16 protein-coding genes are annotated in these 15,972 nt (G+C 52.5%); 9 read left to right on the forward strand and 7 right to left on the reverse strand.

From position 1 onward, the window contains the following. Positions 1-98: 98 nt before the first annotated feature. Positions 99-998, reverse strand: a complete 900-nt coding sequence (gene xerD, locus B9A24_RS19235) for a site-specific tyrosine recombinase XerD (protein ID WP_084447642.1) — start codon at positions 996-998, stop codon at positions 99-101. A 199-nt stretch (positions 999-1,197) separates the two neighbouring features. Here xerD and aroQ point away from each other — a divergent pair, with 199 nt between their 5' ends. The 6 genes from aroQ to B9A24_RS19265 all read left to right on the forward strand — a co-directional run bounded on the left by aroQ (position 1,198) and on the right by B9A24_RS19265 (position 6,023). Then, entirely contained in the window at positions 1,198-1,644 is a 447-nt protein-coding gene (gene aroQ / locus B9A24_RS19240) for a type II 3-dehydroquinate dehydratase (protein WP_084447643.1), read from the forward strand. 153 nt (positions 1,645-1,797) lie between these two features. Beyond that, positions 1,798-2,859 carry an aminotransferase class V-fold PLP-dependent enzyme gene (locus B9A24_RS19245; RefSeq protein ID WP_084447644.1) on the forward strand — a complete coding sequence of 354 codons (1,062 nt, stop codon included), beginning with the start codon at positions 1,798-1,800 and terminating at the stop codon, positions 2,857-2,859. A 125-nt stretch (positions 2,860-2,984) separates the two neighbouring features. Next, positions 2,985-3,545 carry a MarC family protein gene (locus tag B9A24_RS19250; RefSeq protein ID WP_084447645.1) on the forward strand — a complete coding sequence of 187 codons (561 nt, stop codon included), beginning with the start codon at positions 2,985-2,987 and terminating at the stop codon, positions 3,543-3,545. 18 nt (positions 3,546-3,563) lie between these two features. Next, on the forward strand, positions 3,564-4,028 hold the full coding sequence (rnhA, locus tag B9A24_RS19255; protein WP_084447646.1) for a ribonuclease HI: 465 nt from the start codon (positions 3,564-3,566) through the stop codon (positions 4,026-4,028). A gap of 172 nt (positions 4,029-4,200) precedes the next feature. Further along, a complete protein-coding gene (locus tag B9A24_RS19260; RefSeq protein ID WP_084447647.1) occupies positions 4,201-5,361 on the forward strand; it encodes an acyltransferase family protein in 1,161 nt (386 codons plus the stop codon). Next, the gene (locus B9A24_RS19265) at positions 5,301-6,023 is read left to right on the forward strand and encodes a tRNA1(Val) (adenine(37)-N6)-methyltransferase (RefSeq protein WP_143435069.1); all 723 of its coding nucleotides are present in this window, start codon (positions 5,301-5,303) and stop codon (positions 6,021-6,023) included. The genes B9A24_RS19260 and B9A24_RS19265 overlap by 61 nt, the downstream gene beginning before the upstream one ends. A 107-nt stretch (positions 6,024-6,130) precedes the next feature. Here the strand turns inward: B9A24_RS19265 and B9A24_RS19270 are convergent, their stop codons facing one another. Next, a complete protein-coding gene (locus B9A24_RS19270) occupies positions 6,131-7,486 on the reverse strand; it encodes a saccharopine dehydrogenase family protein (RefSeq protein WP_084447649.1) in 1,356 nt (451 codons plus the stop codon). Between the two features lie 268 nt (positions 7,487-7,754). Here B9A24_RS19270 and cdd point away from each other — a divergent pair, with 268 nt between their 5' ends. Continuing rightward, positions 7,755-8,252 (forward strand): cytidine deaminase, encoded by a 498-nt coding sequence (gene cdd, locus B9A24_RS19275; protein WP_084447680.1) that lies wholly within the window; start codon positions 7,755-7,757, stop codon positions 8,250-8,252. A 29-nt stretch (positions 8,253-8,281) separates the two neighbouring features. Next, positions 8,282-8,935 carry an alpha/beta hydrolase gene (locus tag B9A24_RS19280; RefSeq protein ID WP_084447650.1) on the forward strand — a complete coding sequence of 218 codons (654 nt, stop codon included), beginning with the start codon at positions 8,282-8,284 and terminating at the stop codon, positions 8,933-8,935. Positions 8,936-8,954: 19 nt separating this feature from the next. Here B9A24_RS19280 and B9A24_RS19285 read toward each other — a convergent pair whose 3' ends face one another. The 5 genes from B9A24_RS19285 to B9A24_RS19305 form a co-directional block, all read right to left on the reverse strand. Further along, complete coding sequence (locus B9A24_RS19285) at positions 8,955-9,302, reverse strand: hypothetical protein (RefSeq protein ID WP_084447651.1); 348 nt, start codon at positions 9,300-9,302, stop codon at positions 8,955-8,957. A gap of 839 nt (positions 9,303-10,141) precedes the next feature. After that, positions 10,142-10,891: an SDR family NAD(P)-dependent oxidoreductase gene (locus B9A24_RS19290; RefSeq protein ID WP_084447652.1), complete on the reverse strand. Its 750-nt coding sequence runs from the start codon at positions 10,889-10,891 to the stop codon at positions 10,142-10,144. 89 nt (positions 10,892-10,980) lie between these two features. Then, on the reverse strand, positions 10,981-11,760 hold the full coding sequence (gene porT / locus B9A24_RS19295) for a type IX secretion/gliding motility protein PorT/SprT (RefSeq protein WP_084447653.1): 780 nt from the start codon (positions 11,758-11,760) through the stop codon (positions 10,981-10,983). Further along, entirely contained in the window at positions 11,709-12,434 is a 726-nt protein-coding gene (ubiE, locus tag B9A24_RS19300) for a bifunctional demethylmenaquinone methyltransferase/2-methoxy-6-polyprenyl-1,4-benzoquinol methylase UbiE (protein WP_084447654.1), read from the reverse strand. Before ubiE ends, porT begins: the two co-directional genes overlap by 52 nt. 132 nt (positions 12,435-12,566) lie before the next feature. Next, the gene (locus tag B9A24_RS19305; RefSeq protein ID WP_234997536.1) at positions 12,567-14,825 is read right to left on the reverse strand and encodes an OmpA family protein; all 2,259 of its coding nucleotides are present in this window, start codon (positions 14,823-14,825) and stop codon (positions 12,567-12,569) included. A 474-nt stretch (positions 14,826-15,299) separates the two neighbouring features. Between B9A24_RS19305 and yihA the strand changes: the two genes are divergently transcribed. Continuing rightward, positions 15,300-15,917, forward strand: coding sequence for a ribosome biogenesis GTP-binding protein YihA/YsxC (gene yihA, locus B9A24_RS19310; protein ID WP_234997538.1), 618 nt, complete (start codon positions 15,300-15,302; stop codon positions 15,915-15,917). Positions 15,918-15,972: the final 55 nt, after the last annotated feature.

Raw genomic sequence — 15,972 nt, forward strand, 5'->3', positions numbered from 1 at the left:
TCAAAAAACTACGGCAAATAGCAAGCGCATCCCTTGGTTGAAGACTTATTATAGCTTCAACCAAGGGAACGAGGCGAAGATTACCCAAAAATCTGAGGCTAGCTGCGCGGGTGAAATTCGGTAATGACCTGCTTGAGGTAATCCCGGTCGAGGTGGGTGTAGATTTCGGTCGTGGTGATGCTTTCGTGGCCCAGCATTTCCTGCACGGCACGCAGGTCGGCGCCGCCTTCAATGAGGTGGGTAGCGAAGCTATGCCGAAAGGTGTGAGGGCTCACGGTTTTGCGAATACCGGCTTTGTCGGCCAGGGCTTTGATAATGTTAAAAATCATCACCCGCGATAATTTTGTCCCCCGCCGATTCAAAAACACGATATCCTCGTGGCCGCGCTCAATGTCGAGGTGGCAACGCACGCCGGTGAGGTAGATATTGAGGTGCTTCAGCGCGTCGCGGCCGATTGGCACGAGGCGTTCCTTATTGCCTTTGCCCGTGACGCGCACAAAGCCCTGATCCGCATATAGATTGGACAAGCGCAGCTCCGTCAGCTCCGTCACGCGCAGGCCCGAGGAGTACAGCACTTCCAGAATGGCGCGGTTGCGGGTGCCTTCATTAGTACTCACATCCACGGCATCCAGCAATTGTGTTATTTCCTCATAGGCCAACGTGTCGGGCAGCTTGCGCCCGATCTTGGGCGCTTCCAGCGTATCGGTTGGGTCCAGCAGCAACAAATCTTCCATAATCAGGAAGCTGTAGAAGGCCTTGATGCCGGAAAGCGTGCGAGCCTGGGAAGTTGCGCCAAGCCCTAATTCGCCCAGCCAGGCCAGAAAATCGCGCAGAATCCGGGTCGTTACCTGCTCCGGATTGGCTGGTAGCTTCGATATTTCCAGGTACTGCCGCAATTTACCCACATCCCGCACATACGCCTCCACACTATTGCCTGATAACGATTTTTCGAGTTGTAGATAGCCTTCAAATTGCTTGAGGCTGACAGACCAGTTCAATAGTATAAAAGTTAGAAGCGAGAGGTGTGAGGAAGAATCCAAGAGTCGTGCCGAATGGGGGGCTTTTTTCAAGGAAACTTTGGGAGTATTAGGGTCGGGCAATATTCGCAGCAGCAAGTAGTACTTTTTGGCGTGATCTAGAAAACATTAGTTTTAGCAACGTTCCCCGACCTTTACCTTTTCGCTTTATTCCTGCTTCATGAAAATCATCATCATCAACGGTCCTAACCTCAACTTATTGGGTCGACGCGAACCGGGCATCTACGGCAACCGCTCCTTCGAAGACTTTCTGCCCGATCTGCACGAAGCCTTTCCCGCTATCAAGCTGGAGTACTTTCAGTCGAGCCACGAGGGCGAGCTCATTGATAAGCTGCATGAGGTGGGCTTCACTTTTCATGGCATTGTGCTCAACGCCGGCGGCTACACCCATACCAGCGTAGCTTTGGCCGATGCCGTGGCCGCCATCAATACGCCCGTAGTGGAAGTACACCTTTCCAACCTGGCGGCCCGCGAAGAGTTTCGGCAGAAAAGTTTGTTGGGCAAACACTGCGTAGGCACCATCACTGGCTTCAAACTCGATAGCTACCGGCTGGCCCTTCATTATTTTGAAGGCTTGCGGCCGAAGCGAGTTGGCTTCAAGGTGTAAAAGCGAAGTGCGCTGCTGGGGGGCTTTTTTGCGCTCACTCCTGCGCTACGGACATGAATCGGTCCGAGGCAGACGTTAGTTGCCCCCTAGAATGGCGGCGGTCAAGCCCCGCTCCTACTACCTTTGTCTTTTCCACTAGCAATCATCAACTGAATGTATACTTTCAATCCTGGACCATCGGCTGTGTATCCGGCCGTGCGCCAATACCTCACCGATGCCTTCGATGAAGGCTGGCTGTCAGTTCCGCACCGCGGCGAGCGTTTTACGGGCCTGGTGCGCCAAACCGTCGCCGACCTGCGCGCCAAGCTTAACATTCCGCAGGACTACACCGTTTTCTTTCTCAGCTCGGCCACCGAGTGCTGGGAAGTATTAACCCAAAGCCTGACGCCCACCAAGAGCTTTCACCTATACAGCGGCGCTTTCGGAGAGAAGTGGCTCGACTACGCCCGCGCCCTGCGCCCTGCTTCCAGTGGCCAGGCTTTTGGGCTCGATGAGTTGCCGAATGTGCACACGCTTCCCTTCACCGACGACACCGACCTGGTTTGCCTCACTCAGAATGAAACCTCAAACGCGACCCAGCTCCGCGATGGCTTTATCCTGAACGTGTTCAACCGCCTTGGCAATGCCTTGCTGGCCATCGATGCTACCTCCTCGCTGGGGGGCATTCAGCTCAAATATATTAAGGCCGATATCTGGTTTGCTTCGGTGCAGAAGGCTTTTGGCTTGCCCGCCGGCCTGGCTCTCATGGTGCTTTCGCCCCGCGCGGTGGCCCGTTTCCGCCACCTCAATGAGCGCGCTCACTACAACAGCCTGACGGCTCAGTACGAGAAAATGCTCAACTGGCAAACCAACTACACGCCCAATGTGCTGGGTATCTACCTGCTCAGCCGCGTGCTCCATGATCGGGCGCCTATCAAGGCCGTGCACCAGCACCTTCAGGACCGCGCCACCAAGCTCTACGACTTCTTCGAGAGCGCTACCCAGCTTAGCCCGCTGGTGCAAAACCCTGAAACCCGCTCCACCACCGTCATCGGCTTGCAAGGCCCCCCAGCCCTGATCGATGAGGTAAAGCGCAACGCCCTGGCGCAAGGGATGCAGCTCGGCAATGGCTACGGCACCTGGAAAGCCAATAGCCTGCGCATCGCCAACTTTCCCGCCATCCCGGATGCGGCCTATGAGAAGCTGGTGCAGTTTTTTGCCAAGGACTTTGCCTAAAGTAACGCCAAGCTCCGGCTTGGCAGCCGTCCGCGCCGCTCAGTTTATTTGGGCGGTATTGTTCTAGTTGACTTGCTCATCAAATCCGAGCTACGCTTCAAAGTCATTCGGTTGAGGCCATCAGTATGTTTTCCTTAAAAGAAATCTTCTCCGTCACGCTTACCCTTTTTGCTGTTATCGATATTCTGGGCTCCATTCCCATTATCATCCAGATTCGGCAGCGTGAGGGCAAAGTGCACTCCGAGAAAGCCACACTGGTAGCGGGGGCGCTGATGGTGGTTTTCCTGTTTCTAGGCCAGAGCATTTTATCCCTTTTCGGCGTTGACTTTCAGTCGTTTGCCTTAGCCGGTGCCATCATCATCTTCCTTATTGGCATGGAGATGATTCTGGGCATTGAGCTATTCCGCAACGATCCGCTGGCCGCTTCAGGCTCCATCGTGCCCCTGGCTTTCCCGCTCATCGTTGGGGCCGGCACCATGACCACGCTGCTGTCGTTGCGGGCAGCTTACTCTTTGCCCAACGTACTGGTAGGCATTGTCTTAAATCTGGTGTTTGTGTACGCGGTGCTCAAAAGCAGCGCTTGGATTGAGCGTAAACTCGGCAAGGCAGGCGAAGACATTTTGCGCCGCGTTTTCGGCGTAATTCTGCTCGCTATTGCCATAAAGCTGTTTAAAGCGAACTTTTAAATAGTTATCCGCTCAAGAATGATATACCTTTTTACCGATGGGTCTTCCCGTGGAAACCCCGGCCCAGGCGGCTATGGTGCCATTCTACGCTTCGGCCGCCACGAGAAAGAGCTTACTGAAGGCTTTCGGCTTACGACCAACAACCGCATGGAGCTACTGGCAGTCATCGTTGGTTTAGAGGCCGTCACGCGCCCCGAACTGCCCATCACTGTTGTCACCGACTCTAAATACGTGGTTGATGCCGTTGAAAAGCGCTGGGTGTTCGGTTGGGCTATGAAGCCTGATTTTGGCAAAAAAGCCAATGAAGACCTCTGGCGCCGCTTCCTCAAAGTGTACAAGCAACGCACGATACACTTCCGCTGGGTACGCGGCCACAACGGCCACCCCGAAAATGAGCGCTGTGACCGTCTGGCCGTTAACAGCGCTACACTAGGCAAGTTGCTTGTCGACGAAGGTTATGAACTTATTGAAACCAGACGTTAAATATTTATTTAGCTTTTTCTGAATTACTAAACATGCGCCTATAGTAAAGCAATAAATTGTATTTAGAAACACCTGGTATTTTAAATCTCATATTTTGACTTAATGCCTATAGCAAAGCCACAAAAACAAGACATAAAGTTATTAGAAAAGCAGGCAGCATTCTAAACCTTATATGATCAAACAATACTACAAGCCGCTAACTGGTATAAGAGCGATAGCGGCATTTATGGTTTATCTGCACCACTACAATCCCGGCAAGCTCATATTCGGAAGTCAGGCTTTGAAGTATGTCTTTCATGAATTTCATGTAGGTGTCACTATTTTCTTTACCCTCAGCGGATTCCTTATTACAGAAAGATACTTCACAACAGAAAACTTCTCACCTAAAAATATAAAAACCTATCTTCTCAACAGATTCACAAGAATATATCCTCTTTACATAATTTTAACTCTTCCGGTTTTTTTTATTGCTTTCAACAACGTCGGATTCAGCAGGTACTATCTTTACGCTCTTATTTTAAATATAACGCTTTTGAAAAGCTTATCCTTGGAATACGCATTTACTGGCCTTCCTCAGTCGTGGTCACTCAGTGTCGAAGAGTTCTTTTACTTGTTTGCCGTATTCTTTTTTCCATTCCTAAATAGCAATAGAGGCAGGAAAGGCATTATCTGGATTTCCGCTATTGTTCTGTTGCCTTTCATGGGTTTTTTATCGGTTACATTATTTAATCAGCTGCACTTACCTTTTTTTGAGAATTTATCTTTCGTAGCATATTCTACATTTTTTGGCCGATTCTATGAATTTTTTATTGGCGCCGGCTTAGCGCTATATTTGATGAGAAGCAAAACCAATTATAATTTTGGCTTTATCACATATAGCGGCATCATACTTTTCGCTCTGGGCGTATTTGCCCTAATGAAGATAAAAGAAGTATATGGACTTAATTTTGGCACAAGCCATCCAATAGGAATTGCAGTAAACAATCTTTATCTTCCTTTGTGTATTGCTATTATATTCCTGGGGTTATTCAGGGAGGAAAGCTTTATTTCAAAACTTCTATCAACCAAAGTATTCTCTGTACTAGGAAAAAGCTCCTATGCGTTTTACTTAATTCATATGGGCCTTATTCATGAACTATTGACCCCTTATTTCAACGAAAAGTCTACAGCTGGTGCTATAGCTATTTATTTGGTTTTAGTAGCGTTATCCATAGCCGTATATTACTTATTTGAAGAGCCTGCAAACAAAAAAATCAGATCAATTGCTTCTCGTTGGCTAACTCATACTTCCAGTTCAAGCACTTCCGCATTGAGCAAGCCCAGTGCGCGATGAAGGTGTGCACCGATGCCTGCGTGCTCGGCGCTACTGCCAACCTTTCCGACGCTACTCGCTTGCTCGATATCGGCACGGGTACGGGCCTGTTGGCGTTAATGGCGGCCCAGCGCAACCCTGATATTCGGATAGAAGCCGTTGAGCTGGATGAAGCTGCCGCTGCGCAAGCCCTTGATAATGTATCCGCTAGTCCTTGGGCGGAGCGCATCAGGGTGCATAGAATGAGCCTGGCCCAATTTGCCCGTACCCAGCCGGAGCCTTTCGATCATTTGATCTGTAATCCGCCTTTCTTTCGCCACTCTCTTCGCTCCCCTGACGCGGCACGGACAACGGCCCGCCATACTGCCGCCGATACGTTATCCTTTGAGGAGCTTATCGCCTTCACCACGCGGTACCTCGGCCCCGACGGGCAGCTTACCGTGCTGTTGCCGCCGCCTGAGATGCACCATTTTGAGCAGATGGCGGCCCTGGGGGGCTTTTTTCCAAGCATTCGCCTTCAGCTGCACCATCGCCTGGGTAGCCGCGTTAGCCGGCATATCACCACCTTCACCCGAATGCCAAACGCCCCCGAAAGCAGCAGCTTGGCTATATACGCCGAGGCTGAGTCAGCGTATTCTCCAGAATTCAAGGCTTTACTGCGCGATTTTTATCTGGCTTTCTGAGTTGCGGCTGACCTTCTCAGAAAAGCTCAGCGGTTTGAGAATTACCAATGAAGCATTAATAGGCAATAATAGGCAGTAAGCAAAAATTGAAGGCCGATTACTACTTATCAGGCTGATAGCGCACTTTCTTCCTCCTGAAACACGATTCCGTACTCAGCTTCCAATTCGGCCAAAACAGGCTCATATAGATCGGGATGAGTCGGAATAACCACACCTTGGTGGGCTATCAGGCCGCGGGTTAGGCGGCGCACGGCCATACCAAGGGGCAGGCCCACCGTTTTGGCCATCGCCGTGTGGGTGGCGTTGTCGCCGGACACGGCCAGCGAGGAGGTACGCCGGTAGCGTTTGCCATCCAGCGTAAACTCAAACAGGTGCTGCATCACGATCAGGTCGTGGTCGCCGGGCTGAAGACGCCATTTTTCGGTTAGCAGGTGTTCGAGTAATTGGGCCGGGGTGGCGTTGGGTAGGCCAACCGCCGTGTGCTTGAAGAGCCCGAGCCAACTGAGCAGCCGCATTTCTTCCCCGTCCGGATTCAAACCCAGGTAATCGGCAACCCGAGCGGCCAAATCACCTCCCAGAATAGGAGATGGAGGCAGGTAGGCGGCGATGAGCTGCTGCCACGTCCAGTCGGCAGTATTGCCCAGCTGCACGGTATCGTCGGTGAGGCCGAGGCGCACCAGCGCATTCCAGGCGGCACAATAGCCCGGCCGACGCAGGGTGCCGCGCAAAATTGTCGGGATAGTATCGAGGCCGTAGGGTGCGCGGTAGCTGAGTGAATCGCGGTTAGCATAGCCCTCAAACAGCCCGTAGCCGGGCACTTCCAAAACCTCTAAACGGCGAAAGAGCTGCTGATATGGGATAAAACGAGGCTGGCCATTTTCCAGGTATTTGGCGGTGCTTTGCCCGGCCAGTACTACGTTGCGCGGGTTCCAGGTAAACTTGTAGCGCCACGGATTATTCCCCTCTGACTTGGGGGTGAGCAAACCGCCGCAGTATGATTTGAAGGACACTAATTGCCCCCCACGCGCACGAATTTTCTCTAAAGCCTGCATAGCCGACATATGATCGAGGCCGGGGTCGAGGCCGCATTCCATCAGCAGCGTTACGCCGGCAGCCTGCGCTTCGGCATCGAGGGCGCGGATTTCGTCGGTGGCGTAGCTGGCGGTGGCCAGGTGGCGGCGGTGGCGCAGACACGCGCGGGCTACCACCGGATGAAACGCCGCGGGCAGCATGGAAATCACCACATCGGCGGCGGCTACCAGCTCTTCCAGCAGCGCATCATTCTGAATATCAAACGGTACGGCGCGGGCGTATTCGGTGTGCGCTACGAGTATGGGCACCAAATGCGCGGGCTGCATATCGGCCACGGTGAGGTGCCAGCCTTCGGTGGGCGCATGGCGCAACAGGTAGTTAATCAGAGAAGATGCCGAACGCCCGGCCCCGAGCAGCAGTATATTTTTCAAGAGAAGGGTGCGTAGTGATGCGCAAGTCTACGAACTCTATCTCTAATCCATCGTCTGGCAACAGGCCATTTCGTTCGTTGTGAATGACCGGTGTACACGAAAGTCCTTAGGACTGCACAAGGGAAGAAAGGAGTGCTTAGGGAGCAAATTTCTGAATGTTATGATGTAGATACACTTGTAAAAGGATAAATGTCTTACATTCACCGCCCCTTCTCCTACCGGGGCCGCTTGGTTGGTGATGGAAAGCTGCATTTCTTTAGACCTGCCAATGCCTCAACCGTTGCAACTAACTATTACCGTGGATGTCTTGGCTTCCGAAGCGGAGCTTACACCATCCGAAGCCACCGTCTGGCACGCGGCACGCGCCGCCACCGACCACGCCTACGCTCCTTACTCCCACTTTAACGTCGGGGCCGCGCTGCTCCTTGACGACGGCTCTGTTTTTCGCGGTTCTAATCAGGAAAACGCGGCCTATCCATCGGGTTTGTGCGCTGAACGTACGGCCTTGTTTGGCCTGGCGGTAAGCCAGCCCGAGCGTCGCATCGTAGGCATGGCGGTGGCCGCGCGCCCGGCCCAAGGCGACTTTATAATGGCCATGCCGTGCGGAGCCTGCCGACAGGTAATGACCGAATACGAAAACCGCCAGAGCCAGCAGATTCCGCTGCTGCTGCCCGGTCCCGATGGCACCATCTACCGCTTCCGTACCTTGGCCGACTTGCTGCCGTTTCAATTTACGGCCGAAAATCTACCGGGGCAGCCCGCTTAGCAGTTGCTGCAATATTCTAACTATCAGGTGTGGCTTTAGCTCAGGAGCATCGGCTTACGGTGGCGCGTACGGCGCGGTACTATCAGCTGGGTGAGCTAACGGAGCGCACCCGGCACATCTGGTTTGTGTGCCATGGCTACGGACAGCTGGCAGCCTATTTTATTCGGCATTTTGCCGTGCTCATCGAAGCAGACGACACGGTAATAATAGCCCCTGAAGGCCTCTCCCGCTTTTATTTGCAGGGAAATGGGGGGCGCGTCGGGGCGAGCTGGATGACGCGTGAGGACCGGCTGGCGGAGATTGATGACTATGTGACGTATTTGGACCAGCTGACCGAAACGCTGCTGCAAAAATGCCCCCCAGACGTGGCTATTACTGTGTTGGGCTTCTCGCAGGGCGCAGCTACCGTTAGCCGGTGGCTGGCCCGCGCCACACTCCGGCCGGGCCGGCTCATTTTGTGGGCCGGTGCCTTCCCCGATGATATGGATTTTGCGGTAGCCACCCACTTATTGCAACGCCTGCCCGTCGTGCTAGTGTGCGGCGACCAGGATGAGTTTATCAAGGAAGCTGACCTGCAGAAGCAGCGCGACTTTCTGCTCCGCCTGGGCGTAGAGCCTGCCGTACTGCGCTTTGCGGGCAAGCACGAGCTTAACGCCGCCGTACTGCGGCAGCTGGCCGCTTAACCGACTTTCTGTGTTGTCTTCACTTTTTGGGTTGGCACCTTGGCTTTTTTCGGCGTCTTATGCCGTTTATTAGCCCAAGCCAATAGCGAAAGCTCAGCATAAGCGTTGGTGCCGTAGGGGCTACTTTTTCGAACAGAGCCTGTAGGTTATTCGAGCCAATAGTCAGAGGGCCAATACGCAGCATCAGGCCTGGGCCGCGGGCGTTCACGCCCACACTCACCAGATTGGGCTGGTCGCCCTCCCGTAGCTTGAGATAGCGGCTTTCCAGTTTAAAGTCTTCGCCGGGACTCTTCAGACTCCAGGGGCCGGTATAGCGGTAGGCGGTGTTGGTAGCGTGTTTATCAACGGCCAGCAACTCTAGCTGCACGCTATAGCGATTGTCGGCGATGGTAGCCGGGTTCCAGAAGGAGCCCCATAGTCCGGCTAGTTGCTATGCGAAGGAGTAAACGATTGCTGGGCAGTTGCATCATAGTGAGGGATGGCCAAACGCAGCGAACTACAAACATAGGGTAATAACGATTTTTTTATGTAGATATATATGTTAACAGCTGACCGACAGAGCATTGGCTCAGCAAACAAAGGATAAGCAATACCAATATTTTGCACCATTCCATGAAATACCTACATTTAAGCAATTTGAGATAGAAGGGCATCTTTACCCATCAGCTTATTTTTAATCACTTAGTAGCTATTCGCCGAGGTGCCACCTATTTGACTTATCCCATGTTTGCCTGAGATGGTTCCGTAGTAGGTCGCGCATCTGATTCTTGCTTTTGTCGCCCGGCCGTGCGCCGATATAGGCTTGTCTTGGGGCTGCTGACTGGATACCTGGCGCGGGGTCTGACCGCGGCAACAGCGGCCCCCAAACAGCTCCAAAATATCGTCGATAGCTCTACTTACGCGACTTGGATGGTGCCCCCCTCTCCGAATCTTACCGTTACTACTCGGAGCTGTTCTCGGCCCTGCTCACGCCTGCGCACGCCGACAGCCTGTTTCGGGCCGGTGCTTTCACGCCAGGCTCCTAGCATCGGACGCTCAACATAGGCTTTGTGCATCAGCGCCTTTGGCTGCGGCTGGCCCTTATGGGTAGCTTGCTTCGCTGGTGCAGTTTGCTATCGACCATGGTTTGTAACCCTAAAAAGCCCCCCACGACTTGATACCGAATCTGGGGGGCTTTTTACAAAGTTTCTTCTCAAAAGTCGAAGCTTACAAGTCTTTTCGCATCGTAGTGGCCGCCGCTTGAGCCGCGGGCAAAAGCAGAACCTCCGCGATGTTTACGTGGGGCGGACGCGTGACCATAAACTGAATGACATCGGCCACATCTTCGGCCCGTAGGGGCTTGTAGCCTTTATACACGCTGCCGGCGCGGTCGTTATCGCCTTTGAAGCGCACCGTCGAAAACTCAGTTTCTACCGCTCCCGGATTGACCTCGGCCACGCGAATATGGTGGGGCAGCAGGTCAAGTCGCATGCCTTTGGAAAGCGCAGCTACGGCCGCTTTGGAGGCACAATACACATTGCCATTGGCGTAGGTTTCGCTACCAGCAATGGAGCCGATATTGATAATGTGCCCCTGCTTTCGTTGAACCATACCGGGCAAAATTGCCTGACTTACATTAAGCAAGCCTTTCACATTGCTGTCCAACATCTGGTCCCAATCGTCGGGGTCGCCGTCCTGAATGGGTGCCAGGCCGTGGGCTCCGCCGGCATTATTGACGAGTACATCAATTTGCAGAAAATCAGAAGGCAAACCGGCCACGGCTGCATCGGTGGCGGCGCGGTCGCGCACGTCGAAAAGCAGTAGATGGACTGGGGTAGGCGCCAGCTGCCGCGCCAGCTCTTCCAGCCGCTCCCGCCGCCGTCCCGTCACGACGAGCTGAAACCCCACCTGCGCCAGTGCTACCGCTGTCGCCCGACCAATTCCCGAAGAAGCACCTGTGATAAAAGCAGTTTTCATGTTGAGCCGTACAAGTATGAAAGTTCTTGGCAAGCAAAAAAGCCCCCAGAGCATGAAAACAGGCGCTGGGGGGCTTTTTTGCTATTTCTTTATTCGAAAGTGAGGTAAAGAGTAACCGTGTGAGCACGCATGCTTTGCAGGCTGCGGCTGTACACGTTCGAGCCTGGTTGCAAAAGGTTAGTCAAGCCATGGGAGAAGCGCAGCTCAGGCGCAAATTTAAACAAGGGGTAAAACAGGTCGAGCCCGACCCCATACTCAATGGCAATGTCGCTGTTATCGGTGAGCAGCAGGTTGCGCTCAGGGTCTTTGCGGCGGTTGCCGACGTTGAAGCTCGGCTTCACGCCCCCCACCACATATACCCGTGTATTGCGCCGCCGGTCTGACCTGAACTTCAACAGAAGTGGGAATTCAAGCTGCGTGGTTCCTATTTCCTGCGTCTGGATAGAGTCGTTGGTGAGCAGTGGCTTAAACTCTATGCGACGCGTGATAAAGCTCACTCCAGGCGTGAAGCGCAGATTGAAATGATTGGCCAACCGCACGTCACCAACGAAACCAACCGAAAAGCCGGGGCTGATAATCGAGTTGGCAGTTACCGCCTGACTACTTACATATGCCTGCGACTGCTCGATGCGGTAACTCGAAAAATTGGGGGCAACATAGAAGCCGGGGTGGAACCACCGATTGTCATAGTCAGCCAGGTTATCGACCGTAATGGACTTAATATTCCCCCTTTTACCAATTTTGGCGCGGGTCTTTCGTTGCGCCTGCGCACTTAGTGGCAACAGCAGGAGAACGAAACCGACGAGAGCCAGACAAATTATTTTTGAGCCGTGTAAATGGAGCTTATGCCGAACGTGAGGGGTTGCCATGCGGGATTTTTGAAGCCAACCTGCGTTAAAATAGACAGGAAGTCAGGACCATCGGGGAAAGCCTGCACCGATTCGGGCAGGTAGGTGTAGGCGGCGCGGTCTTTGGAAATGAGCTTACCAAAAACGGGCAATACGCGCCGAAAATAGAAATTATACGCTTGCTTGAGGGGAAAGGCGGTGGGTTTGGAGAACTCCAGAATCACCATTTTGCCCCCCGGCCGCAATACCCGCTGCATTTCAGCGAGCCCCTGCTTTAGGTTTTCAAAATTACGCACTCCAAACGAAGCTGTCACGGCATCGAAGTGATTATCTGGGAAAGGCAGGCTCTCCGAATCGCCCAGCTCCAGTTGAATGCGGTGGGAAAGGCCTTTCTCGACCAGCTTGCGGCGCCCTACTTCCAGCATGCCTTCCGAGATGTCAATGCCGGTCACCTGCGTTTCCGGCGACAGACGCAGGCTCTCGATGGCAAAGTCGGCCGTACCGGTGGCAATATCCAGAATGAGCATTGGGCGCAGGTCCTTTAACTGATTCACTGCCTTACGCCGCCAGTAGATGTCAGTGCCGGCGCTCAGAAAGTGATTCAGAAAGTCATACTTGCCAGCGATGCTGTTAAACATCTGGGCTACCTGCGACTTCTTGCCGGCAGCATCATCTTTGTAAGGTACAACGGTCATAGGGCTCTGGGGCGAACAACGAAGGACGGGGGGCAAAATTGCTCAACCATAACGCGGCGGGGGGCATTATGTTGAAAAAAAAACGGGTCGGGCATAGCGCCCGACCCGTTTTTTAGAACTCTGTAAAGCCGATTAGTCGTTGTCGGTCTTCACTTTAGTTTTGCCGTCAGCGTCTTTCACTTTGGAATCGATTTCGCCGTTTTTGGCTTTGGTTTTCGACTCCTCGCCGTTGGGTGACTCCGTCTTAATTTTCACTTTCTCGTCGTCCACTTTCGTTTTGATCATGGTACCGTCGGCGGTTTTAACTTTGACCTTTCCATCGGGCAATGCTGTTCCCATAGGAGCAGCAGTTGCCGAAGAGTCGGTAGCCATTGTTGAAGCGGCAGGAGCTATTGCCTGAGAAGTAGTTGGCGTGGTGCCCGCGCCCATTGTAGTAGTGCTGTTACCCGTGTTCAAAGCCGGAGCAGGCTCGCCTTCCCGCTGGATTACACGGAACTCAACCCGACGGTTAAGCTGCATGTTTTCAGGTGTATCGTTTGGAGCAGCCGGGCGACGCTCACCGTAGCTAGCCGTTACGAGGCGAGCATCAGAGATACCCTTACGTAGCAGGTACTTATAAGCAGCCGTCGAGCGGTTGTCGCCGAGGGTCATATTGTACTCATCTGTATTGCGCGAGTCGCAGTGGCCTTCTACCGAAATATTTACGCCGGGGTTTGCCTTCAGGATGCTAGCCACTCTATCCAGCTCCGTAATAGACTCAGGACGCAGGGCGTACTTATCCGTTTCGAAGTAGATTTTCTTAAAGGCGTATACATTAGAGCTGTCTACGTAAGGCACGTAGAAGTTCTTCTCCACTATGGTAGAGTCGTTGGTGGCTACTGGCACCTGAAACTCCTCGGTAATAATATTCTTACCATCCACCGATACAGCTACCTGGTAAGGCCGGCCCGACAGGACACTGACCTGATAATCACCGGTTACGGGCTTGGTAACGTCGCGGTAGCTAAGAGCTGTCTGGTCAGCCTGGGTCCCACTGAATACCAGCTCCGCTCCCGGAATCACCGTGCTGTCGCGCAAGCTGAACACTTTGCCCCGAATGGTGGCATTCTTAATATAGTTGATGGTATAGATATCCTTCTCGCCGTAGCCGCCGATGCGGTAGCTCGACAGATAAGCATACGTACCATCCGGGCTCAGACGGTAGTAGGTATCATCATCGGGTGTATTGATAGGATAGCCCATGTTCTCGGGCCGGCCCCACTTCCGACCAATCGAGTCGTAGGTAGACTTGAAGATGTCGTAGCCACCCATTGTATTCAGACCACGCGAGCTAAAATACAGGGTTTTGCCGTCCTTGCTCAGGTACGGGCTGTCATCGTCGTACTTGGTATTAATGCCGCTTACTGGCTTTGGCTTACCCCAGTCGCCGCCCGCTGTACGGGTAGACGTGTAGATATCCAGAGTATTATCCTCGGAGTACTTACCCGTGGAGAAGTACATCGTCAGGCCATCGGGGGTAATGTAGGCATCCGACTCAAAAGCGCTGGTGTTGATGTTGTTATTCAGCTTTTTAGGTTGCGTCCAGTCACCACCCGTTTTTTCGGAGTAGAAAAAGTCACCGTTCTCATCCTGGCGATACATCAGCATTTTGGTGTCGTTATCAAACACCTGAATGGAGGCATCGTGCCCCTTGCCGTTGAGTACACCACTAAGCGAACGAGGCTTTTCCCATTCGTCCTCATCGATGCGCTTTGCCTCGAAGATATCCTCGAAGTACTCGCCATCGGAGGCCAGGTTACCGCCTTTCTTGCCATTAGCATTGCCGGCACCAGTTACATTCTCGCCCCGCGAAGTGAAGAGTAAAATCTTATCATCGGCAGAGATAACCGGGCTGTGCTCCGAGTGAACCGTGTTGATTAGTGGCCCCAGGTTTTTTACGAATATGTCCTTAGGAGTGCTAAACTGAACCTTAGCGTTTTTGCTGTGCTGAATCAGCTGAGCCAGCTCTGCTTTGCGCGTGTCTTTCTGCTTAAGAGTAGCGTTGTATGTCTGATAATGCGTGATAGCCTCGTCGAAGTTGTAGTTAAGGTGATCTACGCGGCCCAACCAGTACTCCACGTCCTTGGAAACCTTGGGCTTCAGGCGCTGCGCTTTGTAGATATAGTCGCTGGCCTTTTCCTTATCAAACGACATGTATGAAACACCGGCCCGAAACAGAGCAAGCGCGTTGTTTGGCTCTGCGGCTAGCACCTGCTCGTAAAAAGGGATAGAAGCGCGGTAGTTCTCTTGAGAAAAGAACTTATTCGCAGTCTTGAGCTGCTTGCGGGTGCCCTGCGCCATTGCGGGCTGAGCTACGGCAGCGGCAATAGCGAAGGCGCAAGAAGCTTTCAATAAACTTCTGACTAAGTTATCCATTGGTGGAGGGGGTTTAATACTAAAGAGTGCAGGAAGTAAGATGGAGCAAAATGTACTTAGCGTATGAGGAGAGGCTTCCGGGCAAATAGGGCCCTATACTTAAAGGCAGCTCTTAGGTTGATGGTCAGCGCGCACCTTATAAGTGACTGCGTCTAAAAAGCGCAAATAACAGTTCGATTAAACGAGCATATTTCTATCCAAAAAGCAGATACTTGGCGGCAAAGATAGAAATTTTATAATACGACCTTCATCCTATCCAATTTAATTAAAAAGAATCCTGTAACAGCTTTTAATCACGATAATTCACTGGTCTGAATATATAGCTGCAAATAATAAATCAGATTTGTAATGAATTCGAAAATATTGTTCTGACGGCCATCCAAAAATCTACCATACGGTGCAGCCATGGCTTTCACTTACCTTTGTAGCCTCACCCGTGCAGAGAACAGTATGCTGATTCGCGAAGCTAAATTTATTACAAGTAACTCACGCGCAGACCAATGCCCTCCGGCTACCCTGCCCGAATATGCTTTTATCGGGCGCTCTAACGTGGGCAAATCTTCGCTGATTAATATGCTTACTGGTCAGAAAGGGCTGGCCAAGACTTCTTCATCGCCGGGCAAGACGCAGCTTATAAATCACTTTCTTATTAATAACGAGTGGTACTTGGTCGACTTGCCGGGCTATGGCTACGCCAAAGTGAGCAAGACGGCGCGAGCTACCTGGAGCAAGATGATTGGGTTCTATATGCGCCAACGCGAGAATCTGACCTGCGTATTTGTACTCATCGACTCGCGCCATCCGCCCCTCGCCCCTGATATTGAGTTTATTGATATGCTGGGCAAGGAAGGGGTTCCATTTGTGCTCGTATTCACGAAGGCCGACAAGCAGTCGGGCTCGCGCACCCAGCAAAACGTGGTCGACTATACTCGCAAGCTGAGTGAAACCTGGGACGAACTGCCACGCTATTTTATCACGTCGGCGGAGGATATGACGGGCCGCGATGAGGTGCTTGGTTTTATTAACGAAATAAATAAGCAGCTCGCCCAAGCCCCCAACAATTCTTAAATTGGCCTTGTAATTGCCAAAGTGAGAATATTATTTTTCGACGTAATTATCTGTT

The sequence above is a fragment of the Hymenobacter roseosalivarius DSM 11622 genome (assembly GCF_900176135.1).
Taxonomy (GTDB): domain Bacteria; phylum Bacteroidota; class Bacteroidia; order Cytophagales; family Hymenobacteraceae; genus Hymenobacter; species Hymenobacter roseosalivarius.